The organism is Vreelandella sp. GE22 (assembly GCF_968212445.1).
The window spans coordinates 743,859-766,357 of the sequence record NZ_OZ309110.1 but is presented as its reverse complement, the minus strand read 5'-3'; the positions used below and the strand labels follow the sequence as shown (position 1 = coordinate 766,357).

The following is a 22,499-nucleotide window of genomic DNA, read 5'->3' as shown; positions in this document are numbered from 1 at the left end:
AAACGGTGGCGAACGACGGCGGGCCGCCTGCTATCCTTGCATGAGCGCGCGCCGGGTTCGAGGCGGCGCAGAGCTTAACGTACCCGCAGGTTAGCGCGACAACATGAGTTAACCGCTACACTGCATCGTTTAAAGCGGGGTCATACCAACACCAGGCGCCCCATGGCGGCCCCCACTAAAACAGGTCGATACTAAAAAGGACACTATGGGTCTTCAAGAATTCGCCCTTGGCGGGATTTATATTAGCCCACTGCTTGTGTATGCGCTGCTGGGTTTTATCCTGACGCTACTTTTACGGACGCTTTTGCACGTCACGCTCTCCGCCCGCGCGCTCTGGTTCGAAGCGTGGTTCGACGTATCGCTGTTCGTTATTCTCACGGCGCTTATCGCGTTCACATTCACCGTTTTGCTCGAGACTGCCTGATGCGCTCTTCGCTTCGCATACTGCTTACGCTTGTCATGGTGGCGCTGGCCATTGCCGCCGGCACCTGGCTTTGGCGCTACTATCTTTACACGCCCTGGACCCGCGATGGCCGGGTTCACGCCGACGTGATCACCATCTCGCCGGACGTCTCCGGCTGGGTGCGCTCACTCAGCGTGACCGACACCGACTACGTAAACCAGGATGATCCGCTCTTTCAAATCGACCAGGCGCGCTACCAGGCAGCGCTAGACCAGGCCCAGGCCGAAGTCGCCCACCGCCAGGCCACCCTCGAACTCAACCGCGCCGAGGCCAACCGGCGTAACCAGCTGGGCAACAGCCGGGCGATCAGCCAAGAGAATCAGCAGATCGCGCAGATCAACTCCCAGGTCGCGGCGGCGGATTTGGAACAGGCCCAGGCGGCACTGGCCAGCGCCGAGCTGGATCTCGAGCGCGCCAACGTCACCGCGCCCGCTAGCGGCCACGTGCTCAACGTTCAGTTCAGCGCGGGTAACTTCGTCAATCGCGGTACGCCGATCATGGCGCTGATTCGCGAGAACTCTTACTACGTGGTGGGTTACTTCGAAGAGACCAAGATGAGTACGATCCGCGTTGGCGACCCGGCGGTGGTCACGCTGATGCAGGGCGATACCCGTATCCAGGGCCGGGTCGCGGGTATCGGCCGCGGCATCGCCGATTCCAACACCACGCTCAATGCTCAGCTTCTCCCCCAGGTCGCGCCCACGTTCAATTGGGTGCGTCTCGCCCAGCGCATTCCGGTGCGTATTGCCCTGGAGGACATTCCCGACGAAACGCTTTTGAGCGTGGGCATGACCGCTACCGTGCGCATCCGTCAGGACGACGAGTAACCCCATGCCGCCGCTTGTCAAAACCTACCTGATGCCCGAGATGTCGGCGGTCAAGTTCGCCATCAAGGCGACCCTTGCGATGATGCTGGCGCTCTATATCGCCCTGGCTTTGGATCTCGAGCGCCCCTACTGGGCGCTGATTTCCGCCGCCTTCTTACAGGTGCGCCCGATGAGCGGCATGGTGATCGAGAAAGGCATCTGCCAACTGGGCGGCACCTTTATCGGGGTGGTGGCGGGTATCGTGATCATGGCGTTTTTTGCCCAGGCCCGGGTGCCCGCGCTCATTTCGCTGACCCTTTGGATTGCGCTGTGCACCTATGTCGGCTCACTTTGGCGCAACAACTACACCTACGGCTGCCTGATGGCCGCCGTGACCGCCATGCTGATCGTGGTGATCGCCGGCGGCAGTACCCCGGCGGGTATTTTCAACGTGGCGATGGCCAGGCTCACCGAGCTTGGCTTGGGCGCCATTTGCGCGACCCTGGTCAGCTCGCTTCTATGGCCCTCGCGGGTGGGCGGCCATCTGGCGCAGCAAGCAGATACGGTCATCAACAGCGCGTTCTCTCACGCGGCCCTGCGCCTGGAGGCAAGCGACGACCGCGACGCCATGCTCAAAGCGATGCGCGAGAGCCTGGGGGCGCTGACCATGCTCGAAACCGACAGCCAGGCAGCGCGTTTCGAAGGCCCGGAAGGCCCCGGGCGCATTCGCGCCTCCCACGTGCTCACGCGACGTACGCTGCGCTTTTTGGCAAGCCTTTACGCTTTGCATCAGCTACTTTTCGAACACACCCAAAGGCTCGACCCAACGAGCGTGGCCATTGCCCGCGAACTCGCCCAGGGGTTTCGCGACGCCGAGGACGTCAATGGAGTGGCCAACGCCCGCAAGCACCTGCAAGGGCTGCGTGCCCGGATACACGAAAACGACGAAACGCAGGCCCATCCACCAAGCCCGTTGGACCGTCGCCTGCGCCTGGGCCTGCGCGAAGTACTGGGCCATGCGATGATCATGCTGGACGCCCGCGAGGCGATCGCCGCACCCGGCGCCTATACGTTGAAGGCGGGCCCGCTTGCCTGGCACCGCGACCGTGTGGCCGCCGCCATCAATGGGGTGCGCTCCGGGCTTGTGTTCGCCGGGCTCGCCACGTTCTGGATCGTCACGGCCTGGGACAGCGCCATGGTCGCCATGATGCTGGGCACGCTCTTCTCGGCGTTTTTCGCCACCCGTGACAACCCGGTGACGGTCACCGTGATGTTCTATAAGGGCATGCTCGCCGCTATTCCCAGCGCGTTCATTTTTGGCCACGTGCTGCTCGCCCAGGTGCACGACTTCCCGCTGATGGCCGTGGTCTTTGGCACACCGCTGTTTTTGGGGCTGTTGGGGGCGACCAATCCGGCCACCATGGGCTACTGTCTGGCGTTCACCATCTTCAATATCCTGCTCACCATGCCGGGCAACGATATGGATTTTTCCTTCGATAGCTTTGCCAACCGCGCGGTGGCGGCCATCATCGGGCTTACCACGGTGGTCACCGCGTTTCGCCTGCTGCCGGGCCTTGGCACGCGGCTTCGCCGGCGGCGCTTGATCCGCGCGATCTCCCGCGATATTCACGGCCTGCAGCGGCGCTCGATCACCCAAAGCGAAACCCGCTTTAGCGGCCATATGGCCGACCGCCTTTTACAGCTGGCCCAGCACGACGACATGCTCGCCCAGGAGCAGCGCCACCTTTTCATCCTGGGGCTTACCGGGCTCGATATCGGCACGGCCAGCCTGCGCCTGCGCCACCGTTTCGACAATACGCCTCACTTGGCCATTCAACACGCGCACCAAACGCTGCTGCGCGCCCTCGCCCAAGGGTTCGAACAAAGCGCCCGCGGCCACGCGCCGCAAGGCATCCTCGAGGCCGGCCAGCAGCTCGATAAGGCGCTAAAAAACCACGACGAAGAAAGTGGCGCCCACCGCGAGCTTTTAACCGGGCTGGTCGAACGGCTGGCGCTGTCCCTCGACCGCCTGGCCGACACCATGGCGAGCCAGCCCGGCCATCGCCCAAACGCCAGCACAGCGGCGGCCGGTTAGGCCGCTGGCACCGGGCGTTATCAACGAACTTTTCGTCTGGCCGCCTATCGAAACACCGTTGACTAAAAGGGTTAGACAACCCGGCTAGAAGCATAAAAACTGAACAGAACGCGCCCTGGGGTACGACGCCCTAAAGGCTAGCGTCAGGGAGATACCGATGCTGATCAAAATCGCCAAACCCGGTGACCTGCACGAATCCGACGTCACGCCCGAATCCGTCTACCTTAACCGGCGACACTTTTTAGGCGGCGTGGTGGGCCTGGGCGCGGGTCTTGCGTTTTCCGGTAACGTCAAGGCAAGCGAAGACTACGCCGATGTGCCAAGCGGGGAGGCACCGGCCTGGCTCGATGAAAAAATCGCCCAGACCGAGTGGCGCGCCGTCACGCCCCAGGATCCGGACAAGGACGCGCTGGCCCCCTTTGACGACGCCAGCGGCTACAACAACTTTTACGAGTTCGGCACCGGCAAGAGCGACCCGGCCAAGCGCGCGGGGAGCCTTCAAACCGAGCCCTGGAGCGTGGTGGTCGACGGCGAGGTCAACAACGGCGGGCGTTTTACGCTGGAAGATATTGCCAGCCCCTCCCAGTTCGAAGAGCGCATCTACCGGCTGCGCTGCGTCGAGGCATGGTCGATGGTCATTCCCTGGTTGGGCATTCCGCTTGCCGATGTGATCCGCCGGGCCGACCCCACCAGCAAGGCCAAATACGTACGCTTCGAAACCCTGGTCGACCCGGAACAGATGCCCGGGCAGCGCTCCTCCTTTGCGCTGATCGACTGGCCCTACGTGGAAGGGCTACGCCTGGACGAAGCCATGCACCCGCTGGCGATGCTCGCACTGGGCATGTACGGCCGCGAGCTGCCCAACCAGAACGGCGCGCCGCTAAGGTTGGTGGTGCCCTGGAAATACGGCTTCAAGAGCATCAAGTCGATCGTGCGGATTTCGCTGGTCGAAGAGCAGCCGGTCAACTCCTGGCAGTTGCTGGCCCCCAACGAGTACGGCTTCTACGCCAACGTGAACCCTCAGGTCGACCACCCGCGCTGGAGTCAGGCCACCGAACGGCGTCTGCCCAACAGCCTGTTCAGCCCGAACAACATCGAGACGCGCATGTTCAACGGCTACGAAGACGAAGTCGCCAAGCTCTATGCCGGTATGGATTTAAGGACCAACTATTAAGGGCGGGGCGCGATTCATGGCGGGACAAGGCAAATGGCGACTATGGCGCGGGGCGGTGTTTTTAGCCGCGTTGGCGCCGCTCGTTTACTGGGGCTGGCAGGTGTATCAAAACGCGGCCGGCCCGGAACCCGGGCGCTACCTGCTGCTCAATATCGGGATCGGCGGGCTTTGGCTAATGCTTTTGACGCTTAGCCTGACCCCACTTTCCAAACTCACCCGCTGGAAGGGCTTTGCGCTGATTCGCCGCCAGCTGGGCCTTTGGACATTGGCCTACGCCAGCCTGCACCTTTGCTGCTATGCGCTTTTCATACTCGGGCTCAACTGGGCGCTTTTGGGCGCCGAGATCGTCAAACGCCCCTACATCATCGTGGGGATGCTGGCGCTCATTGGGCTTGCGCTGCTGGGGGCTACGTCTAATCGCGCCGCCATGCGCAAACTTGGCAAGCGCTGGAAAACGCTGCACAAACTCGCTTATCCGATTCTGGGTTTGATGCTACTGCACTTTTTCTGGGTGGTGCGCGCCGACATGCAGGAATGGGCCGTGTACGCCGCTATCGGTGCGCTACTGCTGGCCACCCGCCTGCCGCCGATTGCCCGGGCGCTGCCCAGGCTGCGTCAGCGCTTGAAGCGCACGTGAGTGGAATGCGATGTCTTCCTGCCAAAGGGAAATAGCGCTTATTTTTTCCTGAACGCTTCGCTAAACGCTGCGGCTAGAATGCCCGTGGGCATGGCGATAAGCCCGATACCCGCCACCGCCGTGAGCCCGGCGAAGGATTTGCCCAGCGCGGTGACCGGCGTTACGTCACCATAGCCAACCGTGGTCAAGGTCGCGATGCTCCACCAAAGCGCCCGAGGAACGCTCCCAAAAGCCTCTGGCTGCACATCGGCCTCTACCACATAGAGGCAGCACGAAGAAAACAGCAGCAAAATCCCGGCGACGCCTGCACTTAGCCACAGCTCATAGGCACGCGTTTTCAACGCCTCGGCAAGCGACGACCAGGCCTGACTAAAGCGTCCCAAACGTGCCAAGCGTAGCATGCGCACCAGTCGTAGAAGGCGCAGTAAAAACGCGTTGTCATGATGTATGAAGCCGATGAAAAAAGGCAAAATAGCCACAAGATCGAGCAGCGCCCAAAACGAAAAGATATAGCGAAGCCGCCCCCTCACTCCGCGATAGCGCGGATTTTCGCCTACCGCGTAAAGCCGCACCAGATACTCGACGGTGAATAGCGCGACAAACAGCGCCTCCAGCGCGGTAAAAAGCTGCGGCGCCGGGTCGCGCAACGTCGACTCGGTTTCCAAAATGGCCGTCAGCGAGGCGAATAGAATGAGTAGGCAGATCACCCGGTTAACCCCGGAGAGCCCTAACTGCGGGCGCGCCTCCGGTGCCAACTGACGATAAAGCTCGGCTCTTGTCATGCGTCGTCTCTTTAGGCTATCGGGCGTTTTTCAGAATACTACGCCGAACATCCGCTTACACTACCTTCGCCGTTTGAGATGCGGCCATGAAAAAGCCTCTGGGCGAACCAGAGGCTTTTAGGCACATCGTTTAGCCCGTTATTCAGGACTCGACGTGAAACGCCATGGTGGCGTTGACCGCCTGTTTCCAGCCGGCGTAGAGGGCATCGCGTTTTTCCGCCTTCATTTCCGGGGTAAAGCGGCGCTCGATGGCCCACTGCTCGGAGATCTCTTCGCGAGACGCCCAGAACCCAACGGCCAAACCGGCCAGGTAAGCAGCGCCGAGCGCAGTGGTTTCGTTCACCTCGCAGCGTAGTACGTCCACGCCCAGCATGTCGGCCTGGAACTGGGCGAGGAAGTCGTTACCGATCGCCCCGCCGTCGGCGCGCAGTTCGCTCAGGTCGAGCCCGGCGTCGGCCTGCATGGCTTTCAGCACGTCGGTGCTCTGATAGGCCAGCGACTCGACCGCCGCACGGATGAAGTGCTCTTTTTGGGTACCCCGTGAGAGCCCGAACATGGCGCCGCGCACGTTGGAGTTCCAGTACGGTGCGCCCAGGCCGGTAAACGCAGGCACCATATAAACGCCGTCGTTATCCTTGGCGCGGGTGGCGTAGGCTTCCGAATCCGATGCCTTGCCCAGCATGCGCATACCATCGCGCAGCCACTGAATGACCGAGCCCGCCACGAACACACTGCCTTCCAGGGCGTACTCCAGGGTGCCATCCACTTCCCAGGCGACCGTGGTCAGAAGGCCGTTCTTGGAGGGCGTGGCGGTGGTGCCGGTGTTCATCAGGGTAAAGCAACCGGTGCCGTAGGTGTTCTTGGCCATACCCGGCTCGAAACAGGCCTGGCCGAACAGCGCCGCGTTCTGGTCGCCGGCGATACCGGCAATGGGGATCTCCTGGCCTACCAGGTACTTCGGTTGAATCTGACCGTACACTTCGCTGGAGGATTTTACTTCCGGCATCATCGAGGCCGGCACGCCGAAGAGCTCCAGAAGCTCCGGGTCCCACTGGCGATCGCGAATATTGAACAGCATGGTGCGCGAGGCGTTGCTGACATCGGTGACGTGCACCTTGCCGCCGGTCAAATTCCACACAAGCCAGGAGTCGATCGTGCCGAATAGCAGATCGCCCTTCTCGGCTTTCTCCTTGACGCCCGTTACGTTCTCGAAAATCCACTTGAGCTTGGTGGCTGAGAAATAGGCGTCGATCACCAGGCCCGTTTTCTCACGAATCATGTCGGCGTGGCCGGCCTCGCGGAGCTCGTCACAGATTTCGGCGGAGTGGCGCGACTGCCAAACGATAGCGTTGTGCACCGGCTGGCCGGTATTTTTGTCCCACACCACCGTGGTTTCGCGCTGGTTGGTGATACCGATGGACGCGATTTCGGTCACGTCCACGCCGCTTTGGTTGATCACCTCGGTCAGCGTGGTGAGCACGCTGGTCATGATCTCCCGCGGGCAGTGCTCGACCCAGCCGGGTTTGGTAAAGATCTGCTCGAACTCGTGCTGGGCCATGCTGGCAACGTGGCCTTCATGATCAAATAGCATTGCCCGTGAGCTGGTGGTGCCTTGATCGATCGCGAGAACGTATTTTTTCTGGCTCATGAAATGCCTCTCAAGCGTTGGCGTTTAGTTAAGAAAGTAACGGTAAAGTGTAAACGAATTAGTAAACGTGAGCGGCCAGCCCGGCAAGCGAGGCGCCGATCAATGGCCCCAGGACCGGGACCCAGGCGTAGGCCCAATTGCTGCCCTGCTTGTGTTTGATGGGAAGCAGCGCGTGGGCAATGCGCGGACCCAGATCCCGCGCCGGGTTGATCGCGTAGCCGGTGGGGCCCCCAAGCGAGGCGCCGATCGAGACCACCAGCAGCGCCACGGCAAGCGGCCCAAGCCCGGACGGGGTGTTACCGAACATGATAATGACAAAGATCAGCACGAAGGTACCGATAATCTCGGTGACCAGGTTCCACCCCAACGCGGGAATCGCGGGGCCCGTGGAGAACGTCGCCAAAATAGCCGGGGCCTGTTCGGTGGCATCATAATGCTTTTTGTAGGCCAAATAGCACACGAGCGCTCCCAAAAAGGCGCCGATCACTTCCGAGATCAGGTAGGCCAACGTCGTCATCGCGGTCACGGGAATGCCTGGCGCGTACTCGCTGGCCGGGCTCATCAATAAACCGATGGTTACCGCCGGGTTGATATGCGCCCCGGTATCGAAGGCCACGTACACCGCACAAAACACCGCCAGCCCCCAGCCGAAAAAGATGACGATGCTATCGCTTCCGTTGCCATTGGTGCCCTTGAGCAGCACATTGGCCACGACCCCGCAGCCCAGAAGCGTCAGGATGGCCGTGCCGGCGATTTCGTGTAGAAAAATGGTTGCAAACATCGTTATCCAACTTTTGGGTTTATTACTTCTTTTGGGTTTATTGCTTCACCCGCCCTGCCCGCGCGGTGCAACTGGAAGCCGCGGTATTTTCAATTCCGAAAATACCATGTTCTTTTTGGCATCCTATCGGGGGCATTGGAAAAAACAATACAAAAATCCGAAAACGCCGGCTAATTTGGTTTATAAATTTGATTATAAACGATTTTCTTTTATGTTAGACATTAGTTCATTACGTTGTTTTACGGACAGAAAAAGAAGGCTAGGCGTTTTCATGAAAACGCATTTTTGTCAATTATCGAAAAAATAGACGTAGTCCCATGCTTTTACCAGGGCGCGGCTGGCTCGGTAAAAGAGCGTGACGACAAGGAAAGCTTTCTAAGCTCGCTAAACGTCTCCTATACTCAGCCTGGCGGCTCATAGAGTGGCAAACCACGAGCCCGTCTGGAACGCGGTCTTCCCAAGCGGCAACCGCATCGGGTCATTCATCAAGGAGGAGCGCACCATGCAGGCATCTGCACACCCTACTTACCGTAGCGGGATCCACCCGCTTCACGCCGTACTGCTGGCCGGTATGCTACCGCTTTTTTTGGGGGCGGCGCTCACCGACTACGCCTACTCGTCGAGCTACCATATTCAGTGGGCAACCTTTGCCTCCTGGCTGATCGCAGGGGGACTGATCTTCAACGGCTTCGCGATTCTCGCCGCTTTAATCGGCTTGTTCCGCGCCGACCACCGCACGACGCGCTCCTTTCTTTACCTGGCGCTTTTGGTCGTGACCTGGGCGCTGGGCCTGGTTAACGCGCTCGTCCACGCCAGGGATGCCTGGGCGATGATGCCCACCGGGCTCGTGCTATCGGTGGTGATCACTCTGCTGAGCCTGGTAGCGATTTTTTTGGGCTTTACCCGTACGCGCGCTGTTGGAGTAGCTTCATGAATGTCTTTCGTCTCAAATATTTAACCCCGCTTTCCGCGCTTTTAGTGGCCACCGGCGTCAACGCCGCCGACGTCGAACAGCCCTATGGCCCCAACCCGACCCTGCCCGAGCCCGAGCGCGGCTTGCTGCCGGACATGACCGTGCCCGAGCCCGCCGAATGGGGCGATGCAAAGCCCACCGTGCCCGAGGGCTATACGATTACCGCCATCGGCACCGATCTGATGGTGCCGCGCCAAACCATCGTGCTGCCTAACGGGGATATCCTGGTGGCGGAAGGCAGCGGCGGTAACGCCCCGCAGCTCAAGCCCAAGGACGTCATCGCCGGCTACATCAAGGACCAGGGCAACACCTCGGTCGAAAGCGGCGACCGCCTGACGATTTTGCGCCCCAACGGCGACGGCACCTACGAGCAGTCCATCTTTGCCGAAGACCTCAACGCGCCTTACGGGCTCGCGTTGATCGACGATGGCCTGTTCGTGGCCAACCAGGATGCGCTGGTACGTTTCGATTACGAAGAGGGCCAGCTCGAGGCCGAGGGCGCCCCGGAAGTGATTGCCCAACTCCCCGCCGAGATCAACCATCACTGGACCAAGGCGATGGTCGCAAGCGCCGACGGCGAGTATCTCTACGTGGGCATCGGCTCGAACAGCAACATCACCGAGCGCGGAATGGACGCCGAGGTGAACCGGGCCGAGGTGTGGGAAATCGACGCCGAGACCGGGGCGCACCGCCCCTACGCCACGGGCCTGCGAAACCCCACCGACTTCGCCATTCAACCGGAGACCGACCAGCTCTGGGCAGTGGTCAACGAGCGTGACGAGCTGGGCCCGGACCTGGTGCCGGACTACCTCACCTCGGTACAGGAAGGCGGCTTTTACGGCTGGCCCTATAGCTACTGGGGCCAGCACGTCGACCCGCGCGTACAGCCGCAAAAGCCGGATTTGGTCGACACCGCGATCGCCCCGGACTACAGCCTGAGCTCCCACGTCGCGCCCCTGGGGGTCGCCTTCTCGATCCCCGAGGTAGGCGATGACTACGCCGACGGCGTGTTCGTTGGTGAACACGGTAGCTGGAACCGCGCCGATCCGGTCGGTTACAAGGTGGTGTTCATCCCGTTCGAGAACGGCAGCCCCGCCGGTGACCCGGTCGATTTCGCCAGCGGCTTTTTGACCGAAGACGGCAACGCTCTTGGTCGCCCGGTCGGCGTTACCGTGGCACCGGATGGCGCGGTCATCGTCGCCGATGACCTGACCAACGTGGTGTGGCGGATTACCCCGGACAACCCGCCGGTGACCGCCTCTGAGCAAAGCGCTGACGAGCCGCCGGCTTCTGAGGAAGATGAAGACACCTCGGAGCAAACGCTACAAAACGCCCCGGAAGCAGACACAGAAGCACCCGACGAGCAAGATCCCGACGCGGACACGTCCGAGTCATAAGCCCCTTGCTCGGCGAGCCACCCTCGCCGGGCATTCCTGCCTTTCCCCCTCTGTTTTCCCCTTCTGCTTTTCCTCTTCCTTTCCAGATATCGAGCTTCAACGCCTTGAGCCGGTCTTCGTCGATCGCGATACCAAGCCCGGGTGATAACCCGGTGGTCGTTAGCCAAAGCGCGGTAAGAGAGGTGACGGCCCACCTGAAAGCCAAAGGGCTGATCGAGACCGAGTCCGCGGCGCTTGCCGCCCGCCACCAACGAGTGGGCGATATCGCGCGTATAGACAAGAAAGCTCAGGCGCTTCGCGCGCTTTTTCGCAAAGGCAAGCAAGGCCCCCAGGAGCACGATGCCATCGTTTCGGCCATTCAGGGGCGGGAGGAGGCAGGCGCCCGGTACGCCATGCAGCGTCATATAAAGGCGTAACTGGCGCGTATTATGGTGTAAGGCGTGCCCATATTGACTACGCTCTTATTCCCGGACGTTGAATGATACGTTCGTGCATGGGCTTAATCCTGCAGCCCAAACGTTCATCCGAGCGCCTAAGCCAAGGGTAACGAGCCGCAAGGAAAGCAGCGATGCGCGTGCTTGCAATGCAGACTCAAGGAGAAACCTGCCATGATCGAAACAATCGAAGATCTCGAGGCCATTAAACGGGTCTGCCAGAAGAAGGTGAAACGCAGTTCGACCCTTTCCGCCGGGGCCGCCGTGATCCCCGTTCCGGGGTTGGATATCGGCTCCGACGTGGCGATCCTGCTGCGCCTGATTCCCCAAATCAACGAGCAGTTCGGCCTGACCCCCGAGCAGATCGACGAACTCGATACCGAATCCAAGGTAATGATGATGACCGCGATTTCGAATACGGGCAGCCAGATGGCCGGCAAGTACATCACCCGTAAGCTGGTCATCAACCTGCTGCAGAAAATGGGCTTCAAGGTGGCCACCAAGGGCGCCTCGAAGTTCGTCCCGTTCATCGGCAGCGCCGTGGCGGGCAGTATCAGCTATACCGCCATGAAGTATATGGGCAACAAACATATCGAGGACTGCTACCGCATCGCCCACGAGACGCTGGACCAGCGCCGCCTAAGCGAGCGCGAACCCATCGACATCACCCCGGCCCCGGTCGAGTCACGCAACGACGATTGAGGCCACCTCGATCACGGGGCAAGTTTAGTTTAGAACCCCAGCGCTCGCCGGCGAAGCGGACGCAGCGCGAAAAACGCAAGCACCAGCAGCGCCGCCCACTCGAGCGCCGGGGGCAAAAGCGCCTGAACCTGCCCCGCTTGGCTAACCGGGTCGAACCCGGTCGACGCCAGCAAAATATCCACGGCCCAACCAATCAGCACCGTGACCACCAAAATGGCCGCCAGGTAAACTACCAGCGCTTGGCTACCCAGCTCTCGGCGGAAAACGCCCAGCGTTGCCAGGCTGGTAATCGGGCCGGCCAGCAAGAAGACCAGCGCCATGCCCGGCGTGATGCCTGCCATTAAAAGCCCGGCCGCGATAGGCGTGGCCGCCGCCGCGCATACGTAAAGCGGAATACCGATAATCGCCATCAAACCCAGCGCCAAGGGCCCGCCGGAAAACCGGGCGAGCGCCTCGGGCGAGACCCAGGTCATGAGCACGCCGGCCAGCAGAAGCCCTGCAAATATCCAGACACTGAAGTCATCCAGCAAATCGCTGAACGCGTAGCGAAGCCCGGCCCGTAAGCCACCGGGCGGGTTGGCTTCTTTAGACGCCGAGCCACACCCACCCGAGGCGCAGCAGCTCGAAACCGGCGCGGCGGGCGCGGCCCGCTCACCGGTCAGGCTGACCAAAATGCCCGTCACGATCGCGGTGACTAGTGCCCCCAGCACGCGCAAAAGCGCCATTAAAGGCCCCAGTAGCGCGCTGGTGAGAAAAATCGAGTCCACGCCGACGCCGGGGGTGCTGATCAAAAACGACGTAGTGGGCCCGCGCCCGGCCCCACCGCGGTGAAGTGCCATCGCCGTGGGAATGGCGCCGCAGGAGCAAAGCGGTAGCGGCATGCCGATGATCGAAGCACGCAGAATGCTGCCAAGGCCCGAACCGCCCAGCCAGCGCATCAGCAAGCGCTCGGAAAGCCAGGCTTTGACCAGCCCCGCCACGAACAGCCCCAGCAAAAGCCAAGGCGCCGCGCTTAGTGCAACGCTTAGCAAACTCGTCATCATCTCCATCGTCGTCTCCCGCTGGTGGACCGAGTAGATATGCACCAGGATAAACCCTGTAACCATTACAGGGTCAAGCCAATGAAACCGTCCTACCGTATCGGAGAAATCGCCAAACAGACCGGCTGCTCGCCGGAGAGTATCCGCCATTACGAAAAGCGTGGACTCATCACGCCCCCTGCCCGGGGTGAGCAGGGCTATCGGCTTTACAGCCAGGCCTCGCTCGAGCGTATCAACTTTATTCGCCACGGCCGCCACCTGGGCCTCGACCTTTCTACCATTCAAGAACTGTTAGCACTTTCTGACCAGCCCAACAACGACTGCGCCGCGGTGGATGCCATCGCCAGCCGCCACCTGGCGCATCTGGAAGAGCGCATCAAAGCGCTCGAATCCCTGGCAGGCGAGCTTCGCCAGGTGATTGGTCAGTGCCGTGGTGGCGACACCGCCCACTGCCAGATCATTCAAACGCTTTATCAGCAGTGATTAGAGGACGGGAGCTAAAAGCACTTCATAAAAATTAAACATAAATAATTCTCATGTAGATTTACATAAGATAACCGTTTTTATATGATCCAGCGTAGCCATAGATATAACGCCTGTTTATAAGGCATATAACGCTCGCTCAAGGGATCCTATGAAAACCGCACCTTTTGCCGTCCACACGGCGGTTTCGGCGCTAACCTGCGTAAGCCTGCTAGGCGCCGGTAGCGCCATGGCGCAAACCGATAACGACGTTCAGGCACTCGAAACCGTGACGGTGATTGGCACCAACCTTTACGACAACGTCGGCTACACGCGCCGAAGCACCACCGCCGGCACGGGCCTGACGCTTAGCCAAAAAGAGCTGCCCCAGGCGATCAGCATCGTGACCGAACAGCGCATTCGTGACCAAGACCTCGATTCCATCGAAGACGTGCTGGCCAATACCACCGGTATCGCCGCGCGCCCTATCGACAGCGAACGCGTCGGTTTTTACTCCCGCGGTTTTCGGATCAACAGCTACCAGTATGACGGGATCCCGACCCTCAACCGGGACAGCCGCTGGTATTTCGGCGAGGGCCGGCTCAATACGGCGATTTACGATCGCGTCGAAGTCATTCGTGGCGCCAACGGGCTGGTGACCGGCTCGGGCAACCCGGGGGCATCGGTCAACTTCGTACGCAAACGCGCCGATAGCCGTGAATTCGAAGGCTCGGTTTCCGGCACGCTGGGTAGTTGGGACAAGCGCGGTAGCACCGTGGATTTAACCACGCCCCTGAGCGCCTCGGGCGACGTGCGCGCCCGTTTTATCGGCGGCTATGAAGAGGGCGGCGCGCACCTGGACCGCCAGGACAAGCGCCGCACCTTCGGTTACGGGGTGGTCGACGCTGACATAACCGACAACACGACACTTTCGCTGGGCTTCGATTATCAGGACAGCCACACCTCTTCGCCCACCTGGGGCGGGTTGCCGCTTTGGTACAGCGATGGCACCCCCACCGACTACTCGCGTTCGTTCAGCGTAGCGCCGGGCTGGTCCTACTACGATTTCGAGTCGGAAAAAGTCTTCGCCGAGCTAAGCCACCGCTTCGCTAACGATTGGCAGGTGCGCGTGGTGGGCACCCATGAAGAGACCGACATGGACGGCAAACTGGCCTACCCCTACGTGGAAGGCACCCTGCCCGACCGGCTGGATGGCAGCGGCGTGTCCTTCTATACCGGCTGGAACCGCGGCCAGCGCGAAGTCGACTCCGTCGATGCCCAAGCAAGCGGGCCCTTCACGCTGCTGGGCCGCGAGCACGAGCTGGTCGTCGGCGCTAACTACAGCGAGCAAACCAACGACTACGAGAACACCTTCATCGACGGCTTCGAGGTCGATGATTTCAACCGCTACAACGGGGCGGCGCCCAATGAAGGCTGGGCACCCTTCGAGGCGTCCGAAGCGGCCAGCACGCGGCAAAAAGCCGTTTACACCGCCGCGCGCTTTTCACTGGCCGACCCGCTCACCCTGATTGCCGGGGCGCGCTACACCGAATGGAACGGCATGACCCAAACCGCGCGCAGCAATGACAGCCAAAGCACCTACGAAGTCACCCCCTACGGCGGCCTGGTGTATGACGTCGATGACACCTACTCCGCGTTTGCAAGCTACACCGAAATCTTCGAGCCCCAGGATTTCCGCGACCCCGCCAGCACCTACCTGGACCCGGTAGTGGGCAGAAGTTACGAAACCGGTCTCAAGGCCGCCTGGTTCAACGGTTTGCTGAACGGCTCGGCCTCGATATTTCGCATCGAGCAGGACAACGTCGCCGCGGCCCTGCCCATGGCGCCGGGCCAAACCGAAACCTTCTACACCAGTGTGGACGGCGTGGTCAGCGAAGGCTTCGAAGTAGAGCTTAGCGGCGCGGTGACCGAGGACCTGGACATGACCCTGGGCTACTCCCACTTCACCGCCAAGGACGACGAAGACGTCCTCAACATCGACCAGCCGCGTTCGCTGTTCAACCTTTTCGCAAGCTACAGCGTACCCCAACACCGGGAGCTGACCCTGGGCGGGGGCGTGAACTGGCAAAGCAGCCTGGTCGCCAACGGCCTGACCACCCCGGCGGGTCTGCCCAGCGAGTTCGAGCAGGGAAGCTACACCCTGACCAACCTGTTCGGACGCTACCAGTTCACCTCGGACCTTAGCCTGCAGGTCAACCTGAAAAACCTCTTCGACGAGAAGTACTACAGCCACGTGGGCGGCTACGGCGTGTACGGCGAGCCGCGCAGCCTCTCCTCCACGCTGCGCTACGACTTCTAGGCAAGCCACGTTACCCCGCGGCTGCAGGGCATTAAATGCAAAACGCCCTTCTCGACCGGCTCGAGAAGGGCGTTTATGGATCAATCACGAAGGGCGCTGCGTTACTCCGGCTGGTAGGCCATTTCGATGATCGTCTCGCCGGACTGCTCGTAAATGGACACGTGCTCATGATATGGCACGAGGTTGGCCCAGCGCTCGAACTCCATCGGGCTCAAGTCCTCCGGCAATCCCTTCCCGAAGGTAACGCCTTCCGCGTCGTAGTCCAGCCGCGTAAAGCCGTCGAGCTCCTCTTCATAAAAGTCGGTGACCTCTGCAACGGAATCCTCGGACGCCATCATGATCGTCGGCAGCGCATCTTCACCCAGGGTCCCGCCATCCATGCTGGGGATAACGCTCGGGTCGGTGAAATGGACCTGGACCTCTGCATCCGGGTAAAGCGGTAAAGTGGCGCCATCAATCGTGGTGGTCGCCCCAGGCTGCATGAGCGCGATCTCGACCATCTGCTGCTGCATTTCGGCCATATCGTCAGGGTCGGATGGGTCCAGGGTCTGCGCGAAAGCAGGCACCGAGACAGCGACGCCCAGCATAACCAATGGCAGGCACTTTTTTAGCGGTTTAACGTTTTGCAGCACGGCTCAACACTCCTTATCGATAGTAAAACGGCCACTTCTCAAGAGGCCGTCAGGCTCATTGCAGAGCCTGCATCATGCCCTTCGAGATGTTCGCCAAACGAAAAACCTCGAAGAATCTGGTCTTTGGATGGCTGCCACCACAGGAGGTTCAAATTAAATTTAAGATGCTTCGACCAACCACTTACTCGCTCATCTTGAGCTCTTTCACCACCGCATCCAGGTGGCTTTGGTTGATCTCGGCGGGGGAGTTGGCGCCGATCAGCGTCATGGTCACGCGCATGTCCGCGGCGATCAGTTCCAGAAGATGCGAAACGCCGGCCTCGCCTCGTGCGGCCAGCGCGTAGGCGTAGGCGCGACCCAGCAGCACCCCCTTGGCGCCGAGGGCCAGCATGCGCACCACGTCTAGCCCGGAGCGCACGCCGGAGTCCGCCAGCACGGTCAGCTCGTCGCCGACCTCTTCGACAATGTGCGGCAGCGCCTGGGCGGTGGAAATCGCGCCGTCGAGCTGGCGGCCGCCGTGGTTGGAGACCACGATGCCATCAGCGCCCATACGCTGGGCCTCGCGGGCGTCGTCTTTATCCAAAAGGCCCTTGATGATCAGCTTGCCCTTCCAGCTTTCGCGAATCCAGGCCAGTTCGTCCCAGCTGATCGAGGGGTCGAAGTTCTTGGCCAAAAAGCCCATGTAGTCTTCCATGCCCATCTTGCGCCCGGTGTAGGCTTCGATGTTGCCAAACGACAGCGGCTTGCCTTTAAGCCCCACGTCATACGCCCACTGCGGGTGGGTAATCGCCTGGGCGTACTGCCGCAGTTTGGCGTTGGGCCCGGACATACCCGAGCGGCGGTCGCGGTAGCGTGAGCCGGGCAGCGGCATGTCCACCGTGAACACCAGGGTTTTCATCCCCGCCTCCCAGGAGCGCTCCAAGGCGTTTTTCATGAAGCCGCGGTCTTTCAAGACGTAAAGCTGCGACCACTGCTCGCCGTGGGCCTCCCGGGCGACCTCTTCGATCGAACAGACCGACACCGTCGAGAGCGTGTAGGGAATGCCCGCCTTCTCGGCGGCGCGCGCCGCCTGTACTTCGCCGCGCCGGGCGTACAGGCCGGTGGCGCCCACCGGGGCGAGTGCGACCGGCATCTTCCAAGTGCTTCCCAGAATATCGGTATCGAGGGTGGGCGTGCCGCCACCTTTCAGCACGCGCTGGCGCAGCGGAATACCCTGCAGCGCCTCGACGTTGCCGCGCAGCGTGCTCTCGGTGACCGAGCCGCCATCGAGGTAGTCGAAAAGAAAGCGGGGGATGCGCTGCTGGGCGGCTTGCCGGTAATCCGACGGGCTTGAAATGATCATGGAATCGCCTTAATTCTCGATACGGGAAACGGGGAAGCGTCCGTACATCCAACGCCTTACGCTACCGGTTAGCGTACCAAGTAAACCCGCTGGGCGAGCGCTCCCCTGCCCCCAACTTTAGTCTATGCCAGGCGCACCCGGGCGGCGTTCGCCTTGGCCACTTACCGGATGGAAGTGATCGGCAGTAGGCAGCGGCGTTGCCATTAGCGCGGCCACCCACTCGATGAACACGCGCAGCTTGGCGCTGACGTGGCGATTGGGTCGAAAGGCAACGAACATCGGCATGGGTTCTAAATGCCAGTCATCGAACAGGCGCACCAGCTCGCCACGAATGATGTGTTCGTAAGCCATGTAATCGGGCAGCCACACCACGCCTAGCCCGGCAAGCCCCGCCGCCAGTGCGGCGTTGCCATCGTCGACGGTTACCCTATAGCGCCCCTGAATATCGACGCGCTCTGCGCCGCGTTTGAGCGTGGGGGCGAAGGGCGCAAGGCCGCGCCACTTAAAGCCAATGAGATAGTGCGGTGAGGCCGAAAGCCTTGCGGGGTGTGAAGGCACACCGGTGTTTTCCAGGTAGCCCGGGGCTGCGTAAGCGCCCAGGTTCAGCTCACCCACCCGGCGGGCCACCAGCGAAAGATCGGCAAGCTCTGCGCCGCGTATGACGCAGTCCACGCTTTCATCGACCAGGTCCACCCGGCGGTCGCTTACGCCGATGTCGAGCTGAATATCCGGGTACTGCGCCCAAAAGTGCGGTAGCGCGGGAATCAAAATCAGGCGGGCAAACGGGCTTGGCACATCGATTCTGAGCCGACCGCGGGGCGCTACGGCCGCATTGGAGAGACTGGTTTCCGCATCATCCATATCCGCCAGCAACTTAACAACGCGCGCGTAGTAGGCCGCGCCGTCTGCGGTGGTATTCACCTTGCGCGTGGTGCGGTTTAAAAGCTTGACCCGCAGCCTTGCCTCCAGCTGTTGCACCAGCTGGGTCACACTGGTCTTGCTGATACCCAGCGTTTGCGCCGCCTGAGTGAAGCTGCCGGTCTCGACGACCCGAGCGAAAGCCTGCATGGCGGTGAAACGGTCCATGGCGTTCAGACCCTCGTGATTGTTTGGAAAGAGCAAACAGTGTTGAACAGGATATCGCGTTTATCCAGTACCTGGGCAGGCTTAAAATAGCGCTATCAAGCGCACCGCTTGCCTATGAAGCTTCAATGGAGAGACCTCGATGGCACAACGCGATGTAGTGTTCCCCCAAAACCGGCAGGCCCTTTACGAACTCAACGGCTATAGCGCGGCCGTACGCGCCAATGGCTTTCTGTTCGTATCGGGCCAAGTCGGTAGCCGCGAAGACGGCTCGCCGGAGCCGGATTTTGCCGCTCAGGTGGAGCTCGCCTTCGATAACCTCAAGGGGGTGCTGGAAGCTGCCGGCGCGAGCTTTGACGATATCGTCGACGTGACCAGCTTTCATACCGATCCTGAAGCCCAGTTCGCTACCGTCATGGCCGCCAAGGCCCGGGCGTTTCCCGACAAGCCCTACCCGAACTGGACAGCGGTCGGCGTCAACTGGCTGGCGGGTTTCGATTTCGAAATCAAGGTCATTGCCACCCTGCCCACGTAACCCACAACCCGTCCTTGGCGATCGACTGCTAGAGTAAGGTGAGTGCTCAACGCCGAAAAGAGGACAGGATGATGCTTCCCAACCCCGAGACCCTTTATCTGGAGCGCGACGAGACGGCCGGCTTTCCCAACTCGCCGTTGCCGGTGCTGATTTACCGCCAGGTGCTGCAAGCCGATGACCCCGAGCAGCGCGCCCGGGACTGCGAGGCGCTGTTCGAACAAAACGGCTGGCCGCCGGCCTGGCGCTACCATCTGTACGATTTTCAGCACTTCCACACCAACGCCCACGAGGCGTTGGGCGTTTTTCGCGGCCACGCCCGGGCGCAACTGGGTGGGCCCAACGGGCCCGAGGTGACGCTCGAAGCCGGTGACGTGCTGGTGCTGCCCGCCGGTACCGGCCATGCCTGCCTGGAGGATAGCGACGGCTTTTGCATGGTCGGCGCCTACCCACCGAACCAGGCGCCGGACCTGGAACGGGGCGACCCGGCCAGGTTGGACGCGGCCCAAAAGCGCATCGCCGCCGTGGCCTTGCCCGCCGGTGACCCCATCGGCGGAACGCTGTCTACCCTTTGGAAGCCCACACGATAAGCCCGCTTTTGTCGAGGCGGGTGTTGGCAAAAAACTCATCTCCTCTAGACGACTGGTCTAATGAAGAGTAGTCTAACGCCATGACCATGACACCTATTACCGGAGATGTCCGGCAACGCATTCTTACCACCGGCCAGAGCATCATTGGCGGCAAGGGGTTTGCGGCGGTGGGCCTCAATGAAATTCTCAAAGCCGCCAGCGTACCCAAGGGTTCCTTTTACCACTACTTCTCCTCCAAGGAGGCGTTTGGCGAAGCGCTACTGGAAGAGTACTTCGTAGGCTACCTCGCGCAGCTCGAAGAGCGCTTGGCCCAGCCCGGTGCGTCCAACGCCCAGCGGCTTTTGAGCTACTGGCATCACTGGCGCGATACCCAACGCTTCGATGCGCCGAACAGCAAATGCCTGGCGGTCAAACTGGCCGCGGAAGTGAGTGATCTTTCCGAGAACATGCGCCACGTGCTCGAGCGCGGCACCGACGCTGTGATCGACCGTTTGGCACTGGCTATCGACGCGGCCACGGCGGATAGTTCACTTGGCTTGCCCGAAAGCGTTCAGGGCGATGCCCAGGCACTGGCCGCCACGCTTTACCACCTGTGGCTGGGTGCCAGCCTGCGCGCCAAGATCACGCGGGACGACGTACCGCTGGAGGCCGCCCTCAATGCCACCTACGCTTTATTAAATCAACGGCCTTATTCAACCGGCTAAACCAGCCCCAACCTTTAAAGGATTCAATGATGAATATTCTTTTGGTAGTGACTTCGCACGACCAGCTTGGCGATACCGGCAACAAAACCGGCTTCTGGCTGGAAGAGCTGGCGGCGCCCTATTACACCTTTCTGGACGCCGGCGCGACGCTGACGCTGGCCTCCCCGGCCGGCGGCCAGCCGCCGCTCGACCCCAACAGCAACGTGCCGGATGCCCAAACCGACGCCACCCACCGCTTCGAGGCCGACGACGAAGCGCAAAAGGCGCTGGCCAACACGCACAAACTGGCCGATGTCGACCTTTCCCAGTTCGACGGCGTGTTCTACCCCGGCGGCCACGGCCCGCTTTGGGACCTGGCTGAAAGCGCGGACTCGATCAAGCTGATCGAAGACGCCATGGCTGCCCACAAGCCGGTGGCCACCGTATGCCACGCGCCGGGGGTACTGCGCCACGTTAAAGACAGCGACGGCAAGCCGCTCGTGGCGGGCCGTAAGGTGACCGGTTTCAGCAACAGTGAAGAAGACGCCGTGGGCCTGACCAACGTCGTGCCGTTTTTGGTCGAAGACATGCTCAAGCAGCACGGCGGTGAGTACAGCAAGGGCGAGGACTGGGGCGTCTACGTGGTAGAAGACGGCCTGCTGATCACCGGCCAAAACCCGGGCTCTTCTGAAGCCACCGCTCAAGCGCTTTTGAAAAAGCTTTCCTAAGCGCCGGCTCACAACAGGAGAATCGAATGTCCGCTTATGTCGTACTGATCCGTGAACGCACCCACGACGCCGATGAACTGGCCCGCTATGCGGAGAAAGCCCAGGCCGCCCGCGAAGGCCACGACCCGGAGCCGCTGGCGTTTTACGGTGACTTCGAGGTAATGGAAGGCAGCGACATGGAAGGCGCGGTGATTCTGCGCTTCCCGGATATGGACGCCGCCCGCGCCTGGTACCAAAGCCCCGCCTACCAGGCGGCGCGCAAGCACCGTTTTCAGGGCGCGGACTACCGGGTGCTGCTCGTCGATGGGCTCGAAGAGGCGTAAAAAACCAAGCAAAAGGCCGTTCGCGCATCCGCGAACGGCCTTTTTACTTTCCGGCTTGTGAAGGTATTTACATGGCCGCTTAACGCTCACCCAAGGTGATCATGCCTTTCAAATACGGTGCTACCTGGCCCTTGATCACCACGCGTTCGCCTTGAACGGTGCAGCCAAGCTCGCCTTTTCTCGCGCCGCCCTGGCGGGCGGTTAGTAAGGGCTTACCCAGCCGTTCGGCCCAGTAAGGCGCAAGCGCGGTGTGCGCCGAGCCCGTGACCGGGTCTTCTTCCACGCCGACGTTGGGGCCAAACCAGCGGGAGATGAAGTCCACCTCCTCCCCTTGACCGGTGACCGCCAGACCCCGCCCGGGCAGCTTTTTCAGCAGTTGCATGTCCGGCTCGAGGGTTTCGATCGCCGCCGCGTCCCGCGCCACCGCCACGATATCATCGGCGATCAAAAGCGCTTCGAGTTCGATACCGCCAAGGGCAGCGACCACCTCATCATGACCATTGAAAGGCGCAAGCGTTTTGGCCGGAAAATCCATGGCAAGCGCCTGGCCTTCCCGGCGAACGATCAGCACGCCGCTGCGCGTCTCAAAATGAAGCACGTCGCGCGTATCGCCCAACTCGTTGAAAATCACCCAGGCAGCGGCCAGGGTCGCATGGCCGCACAAATCCACCTCGACGGAGGGGGTAAACCAGCGCAGATGGTAGCCCGCTTCCAGCGGTACAAAAAAGGCGGTTTCGGACAGGTTGTTCTCCGCGGCGATCGCTTGAAGCTCGCCGTCGTCGAGCCACGTATCCAGCGGGCATACCGCCGCCGGGTTGCCTTCGAAGGGTTTTGTGGCGAAGGCATCTACCTGATAAAGCGCAATCTGCATT

24 protein-coding genes are annotated in these 22,499 nt (G+C 61.2%); 16 read left to right on the top strand and 8 right to left on the bottom strand.

Annotated features, from left to right (window positions below; genetic code table 11):
• Positions 1-205: 205 nt before the first annotated feature.
• The 5 genes from ACWHRL_RS03695 to msrQ all read left to right on the top strand — a co-directional run bounded on the left by ACWHRL_RS03695 (position 206) and on the right by msrQ (position 5,175).
• Positions 206-424, top strand: a complete 219-nt coding sequence (locus ACWHRL_RS03695) for a DUF1656 domain-containing protein (RefSeq protein WP_447895280.1) — start codon at positions 206-208, stop codon at positions 422-424.
• The gene (locus tag ACWHRL_RS03690; protein WP_447895279.1) at positions 424-1,290 is read left to right on the top strand and encodes an efflux RND transporter periplasmic adaptor subunit; all 867 of its coding nucleotides are present in this window, start codon (positions 424-426) and stop codon (positions 1,288-1,290) included. Before ACWHRL_RS03695 ends, ACWHRL_RS03690 begins: the two co-directional genes overlap by 1 nt.
• 4 nt (positions 1,291-1,294) lie before the next feature.
• Positions 1,295-3,364, top strand: a complete 2,070-nt coding sequence (locus ACWHRL_RS03685) for an FUSC family protein (protein ID WP_447895278.1) — start codon at positions 1,295-1,297, stop codon at positions 3,362-3,364.
• A gap of 157 nt (positions 3,365-3,521) precedes the next feature.
• The gene (gene msrP, locus ACWHRL_RS03680) at positions 3,522-4,538 is read left to right on the top strand and encodes a protein-methionine-sulfoxide reductase catalytic subunit MsrP (protein ID WP_447895276.1); all 1,017 of its coding nucleotides are present in this window, start codon (positions 3,522-3,524) and stop codon (positions 4,536-4,538) included.
• Between the two features lie 16 nt (positions 4,539-4,554).
• Positions 4,555-5,175 (top strand): protein-methionine-sulfoxide reductase heme-binding subunit MsrQ, encoded by a 621-nt coding sequence (gene msrQ / locus ACWHRL_RS03675; RefSeq protein ID WP_447895275.1) that lies wholly within the window; start codon positions 4,555-4,557, stop codon positions 5,173-5,175.
• Positions 5,176-5,213: 38 nt separating this feature from the next.
• Here the strand turns inward: msrQ and ACWHRL_RS03670 are convergent, their stop codons facing one another.
• The 3 genes from ACWHRL_RS03670 to ACWHRL_RS03660 form a co-directional block, all read right to left on the bottom strand.
• Complete coding sequence (locus tag ACWHRL_RS03670; protein ID WP_447895274.1) at positions 5,214-5,957, bottom strand: ion transporter; 744 nt, start codon at positions 5,955-5,957, stop codon at positions 5,214-5,216.
• A gap of 142 nt (positions 5,958-6,099) precedes the next feature.
• Positions 6,100-7,605, bottom strand: a complete 1,506-nt coding sequence (gene glpK / locus ACWHRL_RS03665; RefSeq protein WP_447527925.1) for a glycerol kinase GlpK — start codon at positions 7,603-7,605, stop codon at positions 6,100-6,102.
• 58 nt (positions 7,606-7,663) lie between these two features.
• Positions 7,664-8,386 (bottom strand): MIP/aquaporin family protein, encoded by a 723-nt coding sequence (locus ACWHRL_RS03660; RefSeq protein WP_447527924.1) that lies wholly within the window; start codon positions 8,384-8,386, stop codon positions 7,664-7,666.
• Positions 8,387-8,888: 502 nt separating this feature from the next.
• Here ACWHRL_RS03660 and ACWHRL_RS03655 point away from each other — a divergent pair.
• From ACWHRL_RS03655 to ACWHRL_RS03640, 4 genes are all read left to right on the top strand, one after another.
• The gene (locus tag ACWHRL_RS03655; protein WP_447527923.1) at positions 8,889-9,320 is read left to right on the top strand and encodes a DUF2231 domain-containing protein; all 432 of its coding nucleotides are present in this window, start codon (positions 8,889-8,891) and stop codon (positions 9,318-9,320) included.
• The gene (locus tag ACWHRL_RS03650) at positions 9,317-10,756 is read left to right on the top strand and encodes a PQQ-dependent sugar dehydrogenase (protein ID WP_447895273.1); all 1,440 of its coding nucleotides are present in this window, start codon (positions 9,317-9,319) and stop codon (positions 10,754-10,756) included. Before ACWHRL_RS03655 ends, ACWHRL_RS03650 begins: the two co-directional genes overlap by 4 nt.
• 104 nt (positions 10,757-10,860) lie before the next feature.
• On the top strand, positions 10,861-11,172 hold the full coding sequence (locus tag ACWHRL_RS03645) for a hypothetical protein (protein WP_447895272.1): 312 nt from the start codon (positions 10,861-10,863) through the stop codon (positions 11,170-11,172).
• Positions 11,173-11,364: 192 nt separating this feature from the next.
• On the top strand, positions 11,365-11,892 hold the full coding sequence (locus tag ACWHRL_RS03640; protein WP_447895271.1) for a hypothetical protein: 528 nt from the start codon (positions 11,365-11,367) through the stop codon (positions 11,890-11,892).
• A gap of 29 nt (positions 11,893-11,921) precedes the next feature.
• On the opposite strand, the gene ACWHRL_RS03635 is transcribed toward ACWHRL_RS03640, so the two are convergent.
• Entirely contained in the window at positions 11,922-12,941 is a 1,020-nt protein-coding gene (locus tag ACWHRL_RS03635; protein WP_447895270.1) for an SO_0444 family Cu/Zn efflux transporter, read from the bottom strand.
• A gap of 72 nt (positions 12,942-13,013) precedes the next feature.
• Between ACWHRL_RS03635 and ACWHRL_RS03630 the strand changes: the two genes are divergently transcribed.
• On the top strand, positions 13,014-13,415 hold the full coding sequence (locus ACWHRL_RS03630; RefSeq protein WP_447895269.1) for a MerR family transcriptional regulator: 402 nt from the start codon (positions 13,014-13,016) through the stop codon (positions 13,413-13,415).
• Positions 13,416-13,566: 151 nt separating this feature from the next.
• On the top strand, positions 13,567-15,714 hold the full coding sequence (gene fhuE / locus ACWHRL_RS03625; RefSeq protein ID WP_447895268.1) for a ferric-rhodotorulic acid/ferric-coprogen receptor FhuE: 2,148 nt from the start codon (positions 13,567-13,569) through the stop codon (positions 15,712-15,714).
• Positions 15,715-15,815: 101 nt separating this feature from the next.
• Here fhuE and ACWHRL_RS03620 read toward each other — a convergent pair whose 3' ends face one another.
• From ACWHRL_RS03620 to ACWHRL_RS03610, 3 genes are all read right to left on the bottom strand, one after another.
• On the bottom strand, positions 15,816-16,346 hold the full coding sequence (locus tag ACWHRL_RS03620) for a hypothetical protein (RefSeq protein WP_447895267.1): 531 nt from the start codon (positions 16,344-16,346) through the stop codon (positions 15,816-15,818).
• Between the two features lie 181 nt (positions 16,347-16,527).
• On the bottom strand, positions 16,528-17,688 hold the full coding sequence (lldD, locus tag ACWHRL_RS03615; RefSeq protein WP_447895266.1) for an FMN-dependent L-lactate dehydrogenase LldD: 1,161 nt from the start codon (positions 17,686-17,688) through the stop codon (positions 16,528-16,530).
• Between the two features lie 117 nt (positions 17,689-17,805).
• The gene (locus ACWHRL_RS03610) at positions 17,806-18,774 is read right to left on the bottom strand and encodes a LysR family transcriptional regulator (protein WP_447895265.1); all 969 of its coding nucleotides are present in this window, start codon (positions 18,772-18,774) and stop codon (positions 17,806-17,808) included.
• A 139-nt stretch (positions 18,775-18,913) separates the two neighbouring features.
• On the opposite strand from ACWHRL_RS03610, the gene ACWHRL_RS03605 reads away from it, so the two are divergent.
• The 5 genes from ACWHRL_RS03605 (at position 18,914) to ACWHRL_RS03585 (ending at position 21,627) form a co-directional block, all read left to right on the top strand.
• Positions 18,914-19,306 (top strand): RidA family protein, encoded by a 393-nt coding sequence (locus ACWHRL_RS03605; RefSeq protein ID WP_447895264.1) that lies wholly within the window; start codon positions 18,914-18,916, stop codon positions 19,304-19,306.
• Positions 19,307-19,374: 68 nt separating this feature from the next.
• Positions 19,375-19,893, top strand: coding sequence for a cupin domain-containing protein (locus ACWHRL_RS03600; RefSeq protein ID WP_447895263.1), 519 nt, complete (start codon positions 19,375-19,377; stop codon positions 19,891-19,893).
• An 80-nt stretch (positions 19,894-19,973) separates the two neighbouring features.
• A complete protein-coding gene (locus ACWHRL_RS03595) occupies positions 19,974-20,597 on the top strand; it encodes a TetR/AcrR family transcriptional regulator (protein WP_447527914.1) in 624 nt (207 codons plus the stop codon).
• 29 nt (positions 20,598-20,626) lie between these two features.
• Positions 20,627-21,304 (top strand): type 1 glutamine amidotransferase domain-containing protein, encoded by a 678-nt coding sequence (locus ACWHRL_RS03590; RefSeq protein ID WP_447895262.1) that lies wholly within the window; start codon positions 20,627-20,629, stop codon positions 21,302-21,304.
• Positions 21,305-21,330: 26 nt separating this feature from the next.
• Complete coding sequence (locus tag ACWHRL_RS03585) at positions 21,331-21,627, top strand: DUF1330 domain-containing protein (protein WP_447895261.1); 297 nt, start codon at positions 21,331-21,333, stop codon at positions 21,625-21,627.
• 79 nt (positions 21,628-21,706) lie between these two features.
• Here the strand turns inward: ACWHRL_RS03585 and ACWHRL_RS03580 are convergent, their stop codons facing one another.
• On the bottom strand, positions 21,707-22,498 hold the full coding sequence (locus ACWHRL_RS03580; RefSeq protein ID WP_447895259.1) for a PhzF family phenazine biosynthesis protein: 792 nt from the start codon (positions 22,496-22,498) through the stop codon (positions 21,707-21,709).
• Between the last annotated feature and the right edge of the window lies 1 nt (position 22,499).